Consider the following 18,305-nt stretch of genomic DNA (forward strand, 5'->3'; position numbering starts at 1 on the left):
TTTTATGACTGAACAAGAACAGCAAGAACCAGAAAACGAAACGCCGGTAGAGCAACTGCCGAAGAAGCGTCGTATTCTTCGAAGTGTCATTTTGACCTTCGTGTTCGTGCTTATCTTTTTGGTGGCTGCATTAGCAGTCATGTTCTCTACAGACAAAGGCAGTAAGTTTTTACTTGACCGTGTTCTGGAACGTCAGCAAATCATTCACTATGAATATGAAGGTGGTAACCTGTGGCGGGGCATTATTTTACGAAATGTCCTCGTTACGCTAAAACCTGTCGATGTAAAAATTGACCGTGCCGATATTACACTCGGTTGGCGCGCCATTATTAATAAAGAAATTCATTTAAATAAAGCAGATGTTAAAAATCTGCAAATTATTACCAAGACCCCACCTAGCGATAAACCTTTTGCATTTAGTGAAATCCGTCTGCCGTTCGTACTTCGTGTCGATCATGCAGATCTAGATCATATGCTGATTAAAACCCATAGTTCAGGTGTGGATTTTTATGACATTGAATTGAATGAAGCGCTTTGGTCAGGGACGGAATTAAAATTTGAAGATACCCGTATGGATATGGGCTATTTATCTGTGCGCCAAGCGTCTGGGAATATGAAATTTGAAGGCAAGTATCCGCTAAATGCTGTGGGGATTGTCAATTTACCTTCACTACGTGAAAGCTTGAACATTCATGATATTCAAGTGGTGGCTAAAGGATCTCTTGATACGATTCAAGCTGGTGTGGCAACTCATACCCCAGATCTTTTAACTGGTTGGGCTGTGGTTCATCCAATGCGTCCACATGTTCCAATGTTTGGTGCACTCAAATTTAAAAACTATCATTTACCTTTACTGACTGAGCAAAAGCTTTTTGCTAAAAATGGTCTGGCAAAATTCAAAGGGGATATTCAGCGTCTTAATTTAGATTTAGACACGGACCTGAGCGGTGCCAATATCCCTGAAGGTAAATATACTGCGCTCATGAGTACGGACTTGGTCAACCAACTTGATATTACTAACCTAAATGGACAAGTAATGGGCGGCGCTGTCAACTTGGGCGGCGTGGTGAGTTGGAAAGATCAGGTCACTTGGGATGTAAGCGGTCGTTTAGATAAAATTAATCCAAAACATAAGTTGATTCCGCAGGTGGTTCAAGATTTTCTACCTGTGAGTTTAAATAGTAAGATTGCTTCTAAAGGAACCCTTGAAAAAGGCATGCACCTGACGGCGTTGGTGGATTTTGATCAATATGAAACTTGGAATTTAAAACTCGATCAAGCGCCTGCTAAAAATAATAAAGCTCAGCCGATGCTGATGGATGTGTCTTGGAAAAATATAGACCGTGCAGTGCCATATGTTGGATGGTTGAGTAGTGATTCGGGCAATGTGCAATTGGCGCTTACAGAAGGTCAGCAAAACATTAATGTGGCGACCACCGTGTCACGACATGAAAAAGGTGCTCTGCCTGCTGGACAATATCAAGCCAAACTCAATCTGAAAAATAACAATCTCAATGTCCCTGCCTTTAGTTATGTGGCCGACAAAGGTCAGCTCAAAGGTAACGCGGTTGTAGAATTGCCTGATGAAAAACGTATGCTGAAATGGCAAGCCAATGTACAAGCACAGCAGTTCAATCCACAAACCATCGTGGCTGCTGCGCCTGTCGATCAAATTACAGGGTCATTAAAAGCCAATGGTTATGCAAAACCAAATCAACAGATTATTCAGCTTAATAATATTGATTTGTTAGGCCGACTAGCACAGCAAAATGAAACAGTTCATTTAACAGGTCAATCTACTGCTGCGCTGACTTTCCATGATGAGAAACAAGGTGGAGGCTTTAAAGCTTTTGCTGTGAATTATGATGGTGGCCTCAATGCAAGCCAAGTTGCCGCAAGTAAAGGCAGTTTGATTTTCAAAGTATCTGGCACACCTGAATTAATTAAAATAGCCGAGCTGCGTCATGATGGCGTGGCAGGTAAAATTTCTGCCAATGGACAAGTTTTACTACAAAAAGCCATTGGTTGGGATATTAATGCATCACTGGTGCATTTTAAGCCGCATTATTTTGCCTCAAATGTACGGGGTGAATTATCTGGAAATTTAAAAACCAATGGTGTGTGGTCAGATGCGCTAAAACGAATTCAAATTGAACGTCTGAATTTGGCAGGTATGATCAATAACAAACCTGTCCGTGGTCAAGGTAACTTGGCGATGGTGATTAATTCAAATCAATCCGGCTTTATGCCAAAACAGTTTGAAGCGAATAATTTGCTGTTGGCTTATGCCAATAACCAAATTCAAGCCACTGGTAATGCACAAAATTTACAATTGAAAATTAATGCACCAGCGTTATATGAAATTTATGCAGGCCTACGTGGACGTGCTTATGGCTACTTAAATGTTCAAGCACAGCCACGACTGCAAGCATCTGCCAATATCGCAATAGATGATTTTGCTTTTAATAATTTATTCAGTGTGAAAAAAATACGGGTGCAAGGCGAGTTGCCAACTTCTGCGACTTCACCAAGTTTATTAACGGCAACGATGGATAATTTACGCAGTAACAACCGTGAGATTCTGAAAGGTCAAATTTCACTGGCCGGTACACGTAATGCGCATTTATTAAAAGTCAGTGCTGAAAATAAATTATCAAAATTTTATGTGCAGTTAGCTGGTGGTTTCAACGCACAAAATAATTGGCTCGGTCAGATTCAAAAAGGCGATTTTGACTCCTTGCGTACACGTCTCGTACAGCGTCAAAATGCATCAATTATTTACAACACTGCACAGTCTGACTTATTTGTTGGCGCGCATTGTTGGATGAGTCAGCAAAGTGAATTATGTTTTGATCAGCCGATTCGTGTGAATAAAAACCGCGGCAATGTATCTTTTGTGACAAAAAACCTAGACCTAAATGACTTTGCTGCCTTTATGCCTGAAGGCCTGGCGATTACCGGTAAAGTGAACGGTTATGCGAAAGCGTCTTGGGCGAAAGGTGCAAAACCTAAAATTGATGCACGATTAGTGACTCGTGACGGTTTACTCGGTTTAGCAGCTGAAGATCCACAGTATTTAGCATCTACTTTAAAATATGATGAAGTAGGTTTGATTGCGAAAAGTGTCGCTGAAGGGCTACAAATTCGACTCGATACCAAAGCTCCTGATATTGGTACAGGTTATGCCAATATTATTATTGATCCGTATAAAGCCAACAAACCGATCCGCGGTGAAGTGGCCTTTAACCAAGTTCAATTGAAAATCTTAAAACCATTTATACAAGATGTCCGTTCAATGGGCGGCACGTTGTCTTATGCGGCAAAAATTAGTGGAACATTGTCTCAGCCTTTAATGGATGGTGAGATTCGAGTGAAAAATGGCTCGATTAGCATGATTTCATTACCTGTGAACTTGACCAATATTCAGTTGTATTCTGCTGTACGTCAAAACCACGCGACGATTGATGGTGCATTTAACAGTGGGCGTGGTGTAGGCAAATTAACCGGAAATATTGACTGGAAAAATGATCCACGTATCCAGTTGAATTTAACGGGTAATGAAATGTTGGTCCGTCAAGCGCCATTGATCACCGCTGTTGTAACGCCTGATTTATCTTTAGATGTGCTGCCTTTCAGTAAGAAATTAACCTTAAAAGGTAAAATTGATGTGCCGCGCGCATTGATTTCGATGCCGGAATCTTCTGCAACAGTGGTTGGGGTATCTTCAGATGTACGTGTGGTACATGAAGGTGATAACCAACTTGAGATCTTAAAATCGGCACGTCCTTGGGATATTCGCGCTGACGTACAGGTGAATATTGGTAATCAAGTGATTTTCCAAGGTTTTGATAGCCGAATTCCGTTGATTGGTCGTTTGAATTTGACACAACGTGGTTTAGAAACAGCAATGCGTGCCAATGGTGCAATCGGTGTTTCTCAACGTGTGAAAATTGAAGCTTATGGTCAAAGTCTGGACTTGAACCGTGCGATTGCTCGTTTCAATGGACCATTGGCAAACCCAACTTTAGATATCGATGCCAATAAAGCCGTGCAAGGTAGTACTGTTGGGGTTCGTGTGACGGGTACGGCATCAAGTCCTGCAATTCAGGTGTATAACGATGCAGGTCTGTCTGAACAAGAAGCCTTAAATGCCTTAATTACAGGTCGTATCAATGAAGGAAGTTCAGGTTTAAGTCAGGCGGAAGGTTTCCGTTCTGATGTGAACAATACAATTGCTGCAGCGGGTATTAGTATGGGCTTGGGTGGTACACGTGCATTGACCAATCAAATTGGTCGTACATTTGGTTTGAGTGGTTTGGCATTGGATGCTCAAGGAACAGGGGATGATACTCAGGTTTCTGTGACGGGTTATATCACACCTGACTTATTCATTCGTTATGGCGTCGGAGTATTTACACCTGTGAATAAACTGACCTTACGTTATCAAATGAATCAACGTTTGTACTTGGAAGCGAGTCAGTCTTTAGAGCGTGCAATCGACTTGTTCTATAACTGGCGCTTCTAAGAGAAGTCAAAATTTGAGTATAAAAAACGCAGCTTAGGCTGCGTTTTTTATACAAATGATGAGCTGAGAAATCAATCTTTAAACGTATCATTCAGTGCCTGTTGTACCGCTTCAACACGAGACTTACAGGCTTTATAGGCTTGCATCGACTCTTCAACGATTTTCATAAGATTATCAATATCGGGTTCTTGCTGAGATTCGAGTAATTCAGCATTACGTTTTAAAACTTCATAGCCTTCTTTAAAACTTTGAGTATCAGTCGTCATGATTTTTTACCTGTATATGTTGAATGTCAGCCGTAATGACGCCGTCTTGCATTTCAATTTCAATCGGTGAATGCGTTGAAGGCTGAAGATTTTTCGTTGCGCGAATGGCGTGACCTTGCTGCCGGACGATGGCATAACCTTTGGAGAGCACATGTGCAGGGTTTTGCAACAAAGTCTCACGCATGAGTATTTCAATATTCTGTGCAGCTGTTTTAAGGTGTAACTGAGCAAAATAAGCAGTGTTATCTTTGTATTGCTGTAAGAGCCGAGTTGAGTCATTGATTTGACTTTGAGCCAAGGTCTTTATGAGCTGTAGTAACTGATCATTTTGACTTTGATACAGGGCAATTTGATGTTGAGAGCGCAGTTGAATGCTTTGTAATGCCTCTAAAACCTCCTGTGTTCGCTCAACAATATGATTACGAATCCCCCCAATCACTTTACTCGGGGTGTCGAAAGAGCGATGTGCAATTTCATCTAAGATCGTGCGGTCTTTTTCATGGCCGATACCGACCCAAATCGGTACGCTACGCTTAGATAGAAGGGCAGCCAAATCATAATCATTCAGATAGGCAAGATCATTAACGGCACCGCCACCACGAATAATCACGATCAAATCTGGCGCAGTTTGAAAGTCATTGGCCCATTGTCTTAAACCCAGTGCTAAAGCATCTCGGATACTTTGTGCTGCGGTATTTCCTTGAAAGGTTGCAGCATGATAGACAAATTCACACACACCAGCATGTTGTAGTGCATCTGCATCTTTTTTAAAGTCACCTAAGCCAGCCGCATTTTCAGGCGCAATAACCAAAACATGCTGAATATCAAATGGCGCAGGCAAGTTTCGATTTTTATGAATCAGACCTTCGCTGGTGAGTTTTTCTAAAATTTGTTGATAGCGTCGAGCCAGATCACCCAAAGTAAAACTCGAGTCAATTTCTTCGATATTGACTGAAAAGCCGTACTGCGGGTCAAATTTGGCACGCACTTTAACCAAGACATTTAAGTCGCGACTGAGCTCAATGCCGCTTTCACGTTCAAATTTTCCGACAACTTTATTTGCGGTAAATTTCCAAATTGTGGCCTTACAACTGGCAATGACTTTATCGCTTTCTTGTTCTTTTTCAGCTAATTCTAGATAGTAATGTCCACCTTTGATGTTTAAATTTCGAATCTCGGCTTTGACCCACACGGCATCATCAAAAGCCAACTGAATGACTTCTTTGACCGCAGATAGGTATTCGCTCAGCGTTAATTGAACATCAGACATAATTTAAAATAGGAGAATATAAAAATGAATATTCATTTAAATACTAAATAAATATTCAGCAATTGCAAATGATCATTTCGGTTAAAACAATAGAAGGACTAAGAGGCGCTACAACATAGTATTTCATTTTACACGAAGCAGTTCGTTCCAATTACTCAGGTAAGCGGGGGAACACAGATTTTTTTTCATCCGCCATGTTGCAGCATCGTCCTGCGCTAAGCCGATCGAGACAAAATGATGCCCAAATTTTTTTTGAATATCGTCGATGGTGTCGGACAGTTTCAAACGGCTTTGTCTTAACGCCATATCGCAAAACAAATCTGGGGTAAAGTTTTGTTTTGGAATAATTTCTAATAACACCACACCGGCTTTTTTATATTTAAATCCCGCTTTAAAGATTTTTTCGACGGCACGCGTTGCTGCTTGGGTGATGCTAATTAAGTCATCGGTATGCTCATTCAGTGTAATGGCCAGATAAGGTGCGTATTTTTCAGCAGAATTAAAGCGACTCGTTTGAATAAAAACTCCCACCATACGACATAGAGAATGATCTGCTCTTAAACGTGTGACGGCTCGCGCGATATATACACGAATAGAGGCCTTAATATCTTCCAGTTCGTAGACAGGCTGACCATAGGAACGACTACTGATAATTTGCTGTTTGCTCGGCGCTTCTTCTTCAATAGACAGACAAGATAGACCTTGCAGTTCCAAGACGGTTTTTTCCATCACCACACTAAATTTTTTTCGAATATCTTTAGGCTGTGCATTGATTAGATCTAAAACATAATGAATGCCAAGCTGATTCAGGGCTTTTGTATGATTGCGACCGACGCCCCAAACTTCATTGACTGGTGTCTGCGCAAGGAGTTGTTCTGAGGAACAAGGGTCCATTTCAACTAAATTGCACACACCGTTTAAATACGCATTTTTTTTGGCAAAATGGTTGGCCATTTTGGCTTCCGTTTTAGAGCGACCAATCCCGACACAGCAGGTTAAACCTAGCCATTTTAGGATCGTATCTCGTATTTCTTTAGCATATAGGCTCAAATCAAACAGTTCTTGATAGGCAGTGAAATCTAAAAAACACTCATCGATCGAGTAAACTTCACGGTCTTCGGGGCCGACATACAGGCCTAAAATATTCATAAATCGATTAGACATTTCGGTGTAGAGAGCATAGTTACTCGACAACACCTGAACATGATGCTGTTGGATTAAATCCTGAATTTGATAGACCGGCACAGCCATTTTAATCCCGAGATCTTTGGCTTCCTGACTTCGAGATACAACACAGCCATCGTTATTGGACAGCACGACGACAGGGACATTATTGAGCTTTGGGTTAAAGACACGCTCACAACTGACGTAGCAGTTGTTAAGGTCAACTAACGCAAATATTTTATTTGCAGCTTTCATGGTGAATTCTTGTGTTTAGGTGTGTGATGAGCGCTTATAAAATTGCTTTAAATTAAAGGTCACAACACCCTGAACAACGATAGATTCGCTATCTGAAGGGATAATATGCGCATAGGCTGGATTTTCTGCTTTTAGCCAAATTTTGGGTAAGACTTTATTGGGGTCACCAAAAATGTCGGCAATTTCTTCTTTTGACATTTTTGCGGTGATCATCAATCGCTTTAAGGTGATTTCACGATTATCAATCAGTGCAACCACGATATCGCCATGTTTGGCTTCTAAGCTACGATCGACTAAAAAAGTATCATTAATTTCAAAACCGGCATTGAGTAAAGACTCGCTATCGACATGCGCAATAAATGTAGCGAGCGGGTTAATTACCAAATAATCATTTAGGTCTAAGACTTTTTCAAAAACATCTTTATTGGCGAAAGCTGGGCCAGCAGGAATACGTTCCAAGGCAACGGGAAGTTCAATACGGGTATTTTTCTGAACAGGCTGAACATTGAGCGAAGAATCCAAAAATGGATCCATAGATAGTTCTTGAGATTGCCTTTCAAGCAGGGCATTGATGGTGGGACTGGGTTTGCCATCTGCGCCCATGAGCTGTTGCAAAGACGACCAAGCTTCGTCCGAAAAATAAATCGGCAGTTTTTTTGACATATTTTGCTCCTACGCAACGTGGCGTGTTTGAAGAAAAGTACTTTTTTTAGCATACGCGTTGAGCAGGTCATTTTTCAAATTTATAAAACCTTTAAAATCAAAGCTGCGACAAGTTTAGTCGTTTTAAATATTGCAAAAATCATCATCAGTTCAAAGAAAATGACGTTCTGTATTTTGAACATAGGGCACATTGCTGCCTAATTACAGAAAGTGGAATGACAGCTAAAAATTTCAATAAACAACTCGTTTATTTGGCACAAACTTGATAAGTTAAATTTTTATATTCAGAAATAGACTTGATGAAAAATATATGGATTTTAGCTGCACTGACAGCATTTATGGCGGGTTGTAGCACAACACAGCAAACTGAAACGACACCAGAAAAAATTGGTATGGCAAATCCAGCCAGCCAGTATTGTGTAGAACAAAAAGGTAAACTTGAAATTCGTGATGAAGCAAATGCTCAGGTCGGGTATTGCCATCTGCCAAACGGACAAGTGGTTGAAGAGTGGGCATTATTCCGTAGTAGCCAAACTGAATGTGTAGCTGATAAGGCTAAGACGCTGATTGGCCAAGCAAAATTGACTGAAGATCAGATCAAGGCGATTAGCCAAGCTCAAATTGTCCGTTTAGTAAAACCTGGGCAGCCAGTAACAATGGATTATCGTGTAGAGCGCGTCACCGTCACTGTAAATCCAATCAATAAAAAGATTATTCAAGCAACTTGTGGTTAATTTAAACACATAAAAAAGGCCCGAAAGGGCTTTTTTTGTTTGTTCGGCTACGACTAATTTAAATGACAAATCCATTACGATCTTTTATATTGCCCCTCGTAAGGAGAAGTTCATGAAAAAGTTATTTGCTTTATCCGTTATGGTGGCTTTGGTCGGCTGTGCTGAAAAAAAACCATTAACCCCTGAAGAGCAGTGGCAGGGTTACTGCCGCAGTGTAGGTAATGCTGCACGTACGATTATGTTAGATCGTCAAAATGCAATTGAAAAAGACAAAGCAGTTGAGCATGCCAACAAAATTGAGGATGAAACCACCAAAGGATTTATCCTGAACATCATTGATGAAGTTTATGCCTTGCCGCAAGCTGAGATTAATACTGATGTTGAAAAAGCACGTGAAAAAATTCGTGCTGAGTTTACTGAAAAATGTATCGCAACACCGCATACTGAAATGCCAGATTATAAACCGTTCTAAGGAACGGTTTTTTATGCGAGAAAGCGCGTAAAGCAAAACCTAAAGGCTGTATTCATCAGTGAGTAGTTACAACGGGGCAACTATCCGTTGTTTAGCCATATGATTGAGTTCATGCTTATTTTGCGAATGCATATTTATCTTCGGGTTACTTTGAATATGAGATGCTTAAAGATTTTTAAATAGCCTAAGCAGAGCGAAATACAAATTGTGACAACTTGCTAAATCATAAATATAGAAAAGCAAATCTTTTTAATGAATAATGAAATGGAGAATAAAAAACAGTAGAGGAGCAGAATATGGACGTTATAGGTTATATGCATCACTCAGATCTACTCCTAGAAGATGAACAAGGCGTAGCAATTATCGGTGATGGGAACTACGTGCTCAGCATTGGAGATAAAGTCACATTACGCCAAAAAGTAGATGAATTTTCTCAACGCTATTTGGTCGATATCAGCTTTGCAAGTAATCAACATCAAACCACATGTCAGGACGAATGGTACCTCAGATTTACAGGCGATCGAGCAGAACTTCAGCAATATATCACTGCAACCACTGTACACTAAGGTGGAATATCCAATACTGATAAAAACAGGCAACATTTAGTTGCCTTTTTTTGATGGTTAATTTTAGTCAAAAGTTAATATACGCAAGAAAAGCGTGTTCTAAGTATTGATTTTGCTTAATGTATAAACAATATGAGGATCATTTATTTATAAAATAACGGGCATCACGAAGAAACACTTGTAGTGCATTAACTTTTAACTGGAATTTTAGTAAAATTTAGCAGTCCATATTATTTGCGTAGCTTTATTTAAAGCAGGAATGCGTAAATAATTTTTTAAAAAAGAGGAATAACACCGTGCTAGAAGCTTACCGCCAACACGTTGAAGAACGTGCCGCACTCGGAGTCCCACCGAAGCCACTTGACGATGCTCAAACAGCTGCATTAGTTGAATTATTAAAAAACCCACCAGCTGGCGAAGAAGCATTTTTAGTTGATTTACTAGAAAACCGTGTTCCAGCGGGTGTTGACCAAGCTGCATACGTTAAAGCTGCTTTCTTAGCTGCTTTGGCAAAAGGTGAAGCGACTTCTCCACTAGTAACTAAAGAACGTGCGGTTTACCTACTAGGTACTATGCTTGGTGGTTATAACGTTGCTCCTTTAGTTGCACTTCTTGATGATGCAGAGCTTGGTGAATTAGCTGCTGACGCACTTAAGAAAACTCTTCTTGTATTTGATGCCTTCCACGACGTTGCTGATAAAGCAAAAGCGGGCAATGCGAATGCACAAGCAGTTATGCAATCTTGGGCAGATGCTGAATGGTTCACTAGCCGTAAAGACGTTCCTGAAGAAATCAAACTTACAGTTTTCAAAGTAACTGGCGAAACGAACACAGACGACTTGTCACCTGCACAAGACGCGTGGAGCCGTCCAGACATTCCGTTACATGCTAACGCAATGCTTAAAAACGTACGTGACGGTATCAATCCAGAAGTTCCTGGCGAAGTTGGTCCACTTAGCCAAATCAAAGAGCTTATCGCGAAAGGCAACCAAGTTGCTTACGTAGGTGACGTTGTTGGTACTGGTTCTTCTCGTAAGTCAGCAACTAACTCTGTACTTTGGTTCTTTGGTGACGAAATTGCTCACATTCCGAACAAAAAAGACGGTGGTTATTGCTTAGGTTCTAAAATCGCTCCGATTTTCTTCAACACTATGGAAGATGCTGGTGCATTGCCAGTAGAAATCGATGTTCAAAATATGAACATGGGCGACGAAATCACGCTTAAAATCGACCACGCTGCTGCTAAAGTAACTGCGTTCAAAGACGGCGCTCAAATCGCTGAATCTGAACTTAAAACTCCAGTTCTTTTAGATGAAGTACGTGCTGGTGGCCGTATCAACCTTATCGTTGGTCGTGGTTTAACAACTAAAGCTCGTGAAGCTCTTGGTCTTGCACCTTCAACTTTATTCCGTACTCCAGTTCAACCTGCAGCTACTGGTAAAGGCTTCACTCAAGCTCAAAAAATGGTTGGTCGCGCTTGTGGTCTTCCTGAAGGTCAAGGTGTACTTCCAGGTACTTACTGTGAACCTAAGATGACTACTGTTGGTTCTCAAGATACAACAGGTCCAATGACTCGTGACGAACTTAAAGATCTTGCTTGCCTAGGCTTCTCTGCTGACCTCGTTATGCAGTCATTCTGTCATACAGCTGCTTATCCAAAACCAGTTGACGTTCAAATGCAACACACGCTTCCTGATTTCATCATGAACCGTGGTGGTGTTTCTCTACGTCCAGGTGACGGTATTATTCACTCTTGGTTAAACCGTATGCTTCTTCCAGATACAGTAGGTACTGGTGGTGACTCGCATACTCGTTTCCCAATCGGTATTTCGTTCCCAGCGGGTTCTGGTCTTGTAGCGTTCGCTGCAGCGACTGGTGTTATGCCACTAGATATGCCTGAATCTGTTCTTGTTAAGTTCAAAGGTAAAATGCAACCTGGTATCACTCTACGTGACCTAGTACATGCAATTCCTTACGTAGCGATCCAAGAAGGTGACTTAACTGTAGAGAAGAAAGGTAAGAAAAACATCTTCTCTGGTCGTATTCTAGAAATCGACTTAACAGAAATGGAAACTGACTTAACTGTTGAGCAAGCGTTCGAACTTTCTGATGCTTCTGCTGAACGTTCAGCTGCTGGTTGTTCTATCACACTTTCTGAAGAGAAAGTTGCTGAATACCTTCGTTCAAACATCACTATGCTTAAGTGGATGATTTCTGAAGGTTATGGCGATGCGCGTACTATGGCTCGTCGTGTTGAGAACATGGAAAAATGGTTGGCTAACCCAAGCCTAATCAAAGCAGATCCAGATGCTGAATACACTAAAGTGTATGAAATTGACCTTTCTACAATTACTGAACCAGTTCTTTGCTGCCCGAACGACCCAGATGACGCTAAATTGCTTTCTGACGTTGCTGGTACAAAAATTGACGAAGTATTTGTTGGTTCATGTATGACTAACATTGGTCACTTCCGTGCGGCTGGTAAACTTCTAGACAAAGTTCCTGGTGGTTCTTTATCTACTCGTCTATGGTTGGCTCCTCCAACTCGTATGGACGAACGTCAATTGATGGAAGAAGGTTTCTATAACATCTATGGTAAAGCTGGCGCTCGTACAGAAATGCCAGGTTGTTCATTATGTATGGGTAACCAAGCACGTGTAGCTCCGAACACTACTTGTGTATCGACTTCTACTCGTAACTTCCCGAACCGTTTAGGTCAAGGCGCAAACGTTTACTTAGCTTCTGCTGAGCTTGCTTCTGTTGCTGCTGTACTTGGTAAATTACCAACTCCAGCTGAGTACCAAGAATACGCAGCTCAAATTGATAGCATGTCTGCCGACATCTACCAATACTTAAGCTTCGACAAAATGGGCGACTATACTGACGCTGCTAAAGACGTTGATACTAAGAAAATTGCTGCTGCTCAATTAAGCTAATTTATTGAAAAATAAATTAAATTGAGTTAAAAATGAGGGCTGAGTAATCAGCCCTTATTTTTTATGCAAAATTATTACGAAAATAAATTTGAATTTCTTGTAGCAAAGTTTGGTTTTGAAGTAGCAAAAGAAAAAATTGTCCAAAACCTCTTATATAAAAGTTCACAACCCAAGCTTGGTACATTTAAAAATAAATTTGATATGTTTTGGCAATCAAGTTTTATTAAATTTTTGACAGTTGATGATGCACAAAGCGAAAATTATATTCTCGCACTAAGCCAATATATTCGCTTTAATTTGGTTGATAAAAGTATTTGTCTAAATTATTTAAAACTTGATGTTCAAAGCTTTATTTTAGCTGTGCGTTATTCTGGCATAATCCTTAATACGGAACATCATTCCTGGTCTGTACTAAATGAAATTAAACAAGAAGTTAATATAGAAAAAATGTCTATATTTTTTCAGACTGAAGAGTATTTACAATCACAATATAAGCATCGATTAGACATTTATGAAGATATTAAGAATAGGCTAAATATTGGTCAAATTACGGCTATGGCTTTTGGAAGTTTATATGCATATGAATATTTGATTCCAAATCAGGATTACTTTAATTATTTGCCTTATCAGTTTGATGAAAATGAAAATAATTCAGCAGAAACAGTTTGGAAAGCTTTTGATGAAATAGTTAAATTTTCTAAAAAAAATACTAAAAAACTGACGGATCAATCAATAGGATTAGCACTGAAAAATAAATTAATGCCTTTCTTAATCGGGGAAGGAATGACTCCGTTACTTCAAGAGCAGTATGAATTGTATAAAAAGCTTGTGGCTATCAAAATTGAGATTATTAATTATAAAAGAAATGTACTAGAGTCGTTTAGTTTTGATAAGCAGGTAAATTACGAGCTGAAAAATTCAGAATTGATTTATACTAATACAAAAGATAAAAAAGATAATTGGTCAGAGAAAAATTCATTACTCATAAGTTATTGGTTGGGTATTGGTACTAAAAAACTGTTAAATTCCGATGTTATATATAGCATTATAAATACTGGTCATAACTTAGAAGCTAATGCAGTTGCTTTATCTAAGGCTTTTGCTGTTAAAGAACAATTAGAACAAGTTTATGGAATTTTAGACTTCAGTATTAATCAACAAAAATTAGATGCATATGAAATCATGATTACTATGACTTTATCACAAGCTCATTATTTAAAAGATCATATAGAAAAATTTATAGGTTTTTTACCTCATGCTGAAAGTAATTTGCATGCTTTAACAGAACTAGCTATGCATGGTTTTGTAATAGGTGAAAATAGAATGCCTTTCACATTTGCAAGGCAAGAAGATAAGATTAAAAGAATGTCATCATGGGTAAAAGGCAGTTCAAATACTGTCAAAAAAAAGAAAATGGAACAAATTTTGAATTTTTGGACTTGTGATTTGTATAGTGAAGATTATCATTCAACATTTCAACAAAAGCCATTTTACAAAATTGATAATTTCGTTTTTCAATTTCCATGGCTAACTGCATTTCAAAATGTAAATACGATGATGATTAATTATGTGCGTAAGCTGCATAAAAATCGTTTAGAACTTAAAAGTGAAACAGATAATATTGAATTAAATTTAGCTGAGAAGTTTAAGAATGCTGGGTTTAATGTATTTTGCCAATATCAACCTGTAGATAGAGAAGTTGGTGAAATTGATCTTATTGCTATATGTGAAAATCATGTTATCGTCGTAGAAGTTAAATCGACTTATATTAAAAGTAGTATTCAAGAAATTTATGAATATCGAAATTTCACTCTGAATAAGGCTGCTTATCAACTTTCCAAAAAAGTTGAATTTGTGAAAAATGGTTTTTTAAATCAATTTTTTGAAAATTTAGATGATGTAAAAATTCACTCTTGGATTATAGATACAACCTTAGAGTTTGATCATCACTATTTTGATAATCATTTAAAAATATCAATGGATGAAATAATTATATCTTTAAATGGAAAAGTTGATTTTATGGATTCGATTGTAAATAGTTCATTCGATGAAGAAAGTGATGTGAAAAATATTGACCCTCTTAATTTTATAAAAAATATTGAGAAAGATGAATTTTGGAAACATCAAATAGGTAATTATGATAATTTTATGAATCGTATGATGAGTAAATTGAATGCCTAAACAATCTCGCTTCCTCTGCATTGGCGGTTTCCTTAACGGAACCCAAGTCAAAGACCAAGGTGAAAGCTTTGTTTGCGTCGAAAATGGCAAACAGATGACTTACCACAAAAAAGAAATCTTTAACCAAGATGCGTGGGATCAAGATTACTATGTCTGTGAAACCACCAGTGATAAAGAAGCGCATAACTGGGTATTCGATATCAAATAATGTCTCAAAATTCCTGTTTTTCAGTCATAAATAACCAATGCTTAGCACATCACATACGCTGAGCATTTTTATTTATTTCACTTATTAGGCTTCAAAAATGTGTAGTAGAAGAAGGGGGGGTAAATAGCTTATTTACATTTTTCTAGCTGAAAAAACTCCAATGATTATGTAAAAAGGTAAATAAAATTGAGCACTTAAGATTAAATTATGAATTATGAGCTAGATGCTTTTTTGACAATTGTCGTGGCGGTTTTGGTTTTATTTATCGGTTATTTCTTCGTACACAAAATTTCAATCCTGAAAAAATACAACATTCCTGAACCTGTAGCAGGCGGTTTGGTCGCTGCGGTTATCACATTTATATTATTTAAAAACTTTAATATCACCGTAAACTTTGATGCCAAAATTCAGCAAATATTCATGTTGATGTTCTTTACCTCTGTAGGTTTGAGCGCAAGTCTTGGAAAACTCAAAGAAGGCGGAAAGGCGCTGGTACTATTTTTAGGCTGTGTCATTGTATTTGTCATGCTGCAAAACATCGTCGGTATCAGTTTGGCCAAAGTTTTGGGACTAGATCCACTTATCGGCTTAATTACAGGTTCCGTTACGCTTACGGGCGGTCATGGCACTGCAGGCGCATGGGGCACAGTCTTTGAACAAGATCATGGTATACAAGGTGCAGTCGTACTCGGTATGGCAAGTGCAACCTTCGGCTTGGTCATTGGCGGCATGATGGGCGGGCCAGTGGCGAAATTCCTCATCCGCCGTTTTCAGTTGGCAGAAGAACTTGTACCCACATCAGGACGTAATGAAGCACCGCCTGCATCTGAAACGGCGCCTTTCGAATATCCTGAAAAAACTCGTTTAATTACCGCAGATGATGCCGTCAAAACGATGGGGATGTTTGCCATCTGTATCAGCTTTGCTTATTTCATGACAGAGTTTGCTCGTGGACAGTGGTTTGAATTACCTACCTTCGTTTGGGCTTTAGCGTGTGGTGTATTTTTAAGAAACACCCTTGAACTTGGCTTTAAAATTGAAATGTTTGATCGCTGTATCGATGTATTTGGTAACGCATCCTTGGCATTATTTTTATCCATGGCGCTGATGTCATTGCAGCTCTGGTTATTGGCAGATCTTGCAGGCCCGCTGGTGATTATTTTACTGGTACAAACCCTCGTTTTAGCACTGTATCTGTACTTTGTAACTTTTAGGATCATGGGAAAAAGCTATGACGCAGCAGTACTTTGTGCAGGGCAATGTGGTGTAAATTTGGGTGCAACACCGACAGCGATTGCTAATATTCAAGCAGTAACCAATACTTATGGGCCATCACATAAAGCCTTTTTAATCATACCTTTGACTGGGGCATTCTTTGTAGATATTGTCAATGCTGTGGTCATTCAGGCAACGATAGGCTTCTTTGGTTAATACTATATATAGCTTTAAAAAATGCTAAAGCATCTAGATAGAGTGTTTTAGCATTTCATTTTTCACCATCTTATTGATCAAGAATAATAAACAATGAAAGTTTTAAAATATCATTTGCCTTACATCAAATTGTTCATGCTATTTGTATTAACAGCACTTCCATTTTCTATAACCTATTCAGCTGAAATTGATGTCCAAAAGACCATAGTTCAAGCGCAAAATAACGAAAAGCAGGCGCTGTATGATTTGGCTGTACTGAAACATATGGGGCTAGAAGGTGTGGAGATTAATCTGCCCGAAGCCATAGCGTTGTATAAACGTGCTTCTGCCTTAGGGCACCGCTCTGCAAATCAAAATTTGGGATTGATATATTACAAAGGTGTCGGTGTAAAAGTAGATTATGTGGAAGCTGCAAAATGGTTTGAGATTGGTGCTGAAAGAAATTTAGAAGATTCAAAGCGTATGCTTTTGATCATGAATAAATATGAACTCATTCCAAGGAATGAGAAAAAATTGGAAAGTCTTTTAATTGAATTTGCAAATAAAGGCAAGCAAGAAGATATCGAACAATTGGCCGACTATTATTACTATACGAAGCAAAATATGCAGCTTGCTGAAAAGCCAACGATGTTGTTGGCTGAACAAGGCTTGGCTCAATATCAGTCCCGTTTGGGTATGATTTATTATCAAGGTATTGATGCAAAGCCTGATTATAAAAAGGCTTATCCGTGGTTTTTAAAGGCTGCGGAAGCAAATGATTTGAACGGAAAAATTAGCGTTGCAAGTTTTTATTTAGGTGGGCTAGGCGTACAGCGAGATTTTGAAAAAGCTGCTGCATGGTTTAATTCGGCTTATGAGCAAGACCCTGTGAAAACATGTGAAATTCACAGTCTTGTTTTGTCAAAATTGAACAATGAAATACAACAATGTGAGCTAAGTACAAAACAATAAAAAGCCCCATGGTTGGGGCTAGTCGTATCACTCGCGTGATACTCATATAAGGCTCATCTCATACTGTGTATATTAAAGCATAAAATTGAAAAAAATGCTGAGTAAATTGACAGTTAAAACTTTGTTGTTTTAGGAAAAAGCGATCGCTATACTTTGCCATGAACATTTGTTCACTTCACTATAACCATAAAGAACTATATTGATGAAAGAATATAAAGTTGTTATCTATCAAGAAGGTATGCTGGGATCTTTGCTGCTTGGCTCTTCAAAAGTTGATCCTGTTAAATTCACCAATTTTTTAAATCAAAATGCACAGCAAGGTTGGGCGGTGATTACGATGGAAAAGGATATCCGTCGTATGCTGCTTTTTTGGAAGCGCGAAGCTTATGTAGTTGTTTTGGAGAGAGAAAAATGAAATACGGTGTCTTTAGTGCACTTATTATTTCAGTTTTATGGGGTTTATTAGCCATCTCTCAATTATGGTTTGTGTTGCTCAGTGTCGAAGTATTTACCAAAATAACCATCACAGTAGCGATCTTAGAAGCCATCATTATTATTGCAACATTGGTCATACGTGAGTATTTGACAGATAAAAAATTGAAAAAAGATGGCTATATAGATTAGAACACATAAATAGGGTAATTGAGTGCTGAACTCAATTGCCTTTAAATTTTAAAGTCATC

Annotated in this window: 15 protein-coding genes; 11 read left to right on the forward strand and 4 right to left on the reverse strand. The window is 38.8% G+C overall.

The features are described 5' to 3' along the window. Nucleotides 1–4: 4 nt before the first annotated feature. A complete protein-coding gene (locus FTV27_RS02790; protein ID WP_180077013.1) occupies nt 5–4,525 on the forward strand; it encodes a translocation/assembly module TamB domain-containing protein in 4,521 nt (1,506 codons plus the stop codon). Between the two features lie 71 nt (nt 4,526–4,596). On the opposite strand, the gene xseB is transcribed toward FTV27_RS02790, so the two are convergent. From xseB to FTV27_RS02810, 4 genes are all read right to left on the reverse strand, one after another. Then, nucleotides 4,597–4,791 (reverse strand): exodeoxyribonuclease VII small subunit, encoded by a 195-nt coding sequence (gene xseB, locus FTV27_RS02795; RefSeq protein ID WP_180077014.1) that lies wholly within the window; start codon nt 4,789–4,791, stop codon nt 4,597–4,599. Then, a complete protein-coding gene (xseA, locus tag FTV27_RS02800; RefSeq protein WP_180077015.1) occupies nt 4,781–6,061 on the reverse strand; it encodes an exodeoxyribonuclease VII large subunit in 1,281 nt (426 codons plus the stop codon). Before xseA ends, xseB begins: the two co-directional genes overlap by 11 nt. Nucleotides 6,062–6,184: 123 nt before the next feature. After that, nucleotides 6,185–7,480: a Y-family DNA polymerase gene (locus FTV27_RS02805; protein WP_180040392.1), complete on the reverse strand. Its 1,296-nt coding sequence runs from the start codon at nt 7,478–7,480 to the stop codon at nt 6,185–6,187. Between the two features lie 15 nt (nt 7,481–7,495). Continuing rightward, a complete protein-coding gene (locus tag FTV27_RS02810) occupies nt 7,496–8,143 on the reverse strand; it encodes a LexA family transcriptional regulator (RefSeq protein ID WP_078193940.1) in 648 nt (215 codons plus the stop codon). A gap of 299 nt (nt 8,144–8,442) precedes the next feature. Between FTV27_RS02810 and FTV27_RS02815 the strand changes: the two genes are divergently transcribed. The 10 genes from FTV27_RS02815 (at nt 8,443) to FTV27_RS02860 (ending at nt 18,246) form a co-directional block, all read left to right on the forward strand. Next, a complete protein-coding gene (locus tag FTV27_RS02815; protein ID WP_180004959.1) occupies nt 8,443–8,877 on the forward strand; it encodes an I78 family peptidase inhibitor in 435 nt (144 codons plus the stop codon). 112 nt (nt 8,878–8,989) lie between these two features. Further along, nucleotides 8,990–9,349 carry a hypothetical protein gene (locus FTV27_RS02820; RefSeq protein WP_078193938.1) on the forward strand — a complete coding sequence of 120 codons (360 nt, stop codon included), beginning with the start codon at nt 8,990–8,992 and terminating at the stop codon, nt 9,347–9,349. Between the two features lie 296 nt (nt 9,350–9,645). Further along, complete coding sequence (locus FTV27_RS02825; protein WP_180077016.1) at nt 9,646–9,915, forward strand: hypothetical protein; 270 nt, start codon at nt 9,646–9,648, stop codon at nt 9,913–9,915. A 296-nt stretch (nt 9,916–10,211) separates the two neighbouring features. After that, nucleotides 10,212–12,851, forward strand: a complete 2,640-nt coding sequence (locus FTV27_RS02830) for a bifunctional aconitate hydratase 2/2-methylisocitrate dehydratase (RefSeq protein WP_180077017.1) — start codon at nt 10,212–10,214, stop codon at nt 12,849–12,851. Between the two features lie 63 nt (nt 12,852–12,914). Next, complete coding sequence (locus FTV27_RS02835) at nt 12,915–15,032, forward strand: NERD domain-containing protein (protein WP_180077018.1); 2,118 nt, start codon at nt 12,915–12,917, stop codon at nt 15,030–15,032. Beyond that, a complete protein-coding gene (locus FTV27_RS02840; protein WP_078193934.1) occupies nt 15,025–15,240 on the forward strand; it encodes a hypothetical protein in 216 nt (71 codons plus the stop codon). The genes FTV27_RS02835 and FTV27_RS02840 overlap by 8 nt, the downstream gene beginning before the upstream one ends. A gap of 207 nt (nt 15,241–15,447) precedes the next feature. After that, a complete protein-coding gene (gene gltS / locus FTV27_RS02845) occupies nt 15,448–16,671 on the forward strand; it encodes a sodium/glutamate symporter (protein ID WP_180077019.1) in 1,224 nt (407 codons plus the stop codon). A 93-nt stretch (nt 16,672–16,764) separates the two neighbouring features. Beyond that, complete coding sequence (locus FTV27_RS02850; RefSeq protein WP_078193932.1) at nt 16,765–17,622, forward strand: tetratricopeptide repeat protein; 858 nt, start codon at nt 16,765–16,767, stop codon at nt 17,620–17,622. 202 nt (nt 17,623–17,824) lie between these two features. Beyond that, nucleotides 17,825–18,037, forward strand: coding sequence for a DUF4177 domain-containing protein (locus FTV27_RS02855; protein ID WP_078193931.1), 213 nt, complete (start codon nt 17,825–17,827; stop codon nt 18,035–18,037). Next, nucleotides 18,034–18,246 carry a hypothetical protein gene (locus FTV27_RS02860; protein ID WP_111884970.1) on the forward strand — a complete coding sequence of 71 codons (213 nt, stop codon included), beginning with the start codon at nt 18,034–18,036 and terminating at the stop codon, nt 18,244–18,246. The genes FTV27_RS02855 and FTV27_RS02860 overlap by 4 nt, the downstream gene beginning before the upstream one ends. The last annotated feature ends 59 nt before the right edge of the window (nt 18,247–18,305 follow it).

This window comes from Acinetobacter sp. YH12251, from assembly GCF_013417465.1.
In the GTDB taxonomy this organism is placed as follows: Bacteria; Pseudomonadota; Gammaproteobacteria; order Pseudomonadales; family Moraxellaceae; genus Acinetobacter; species Acinetobacter amyesii.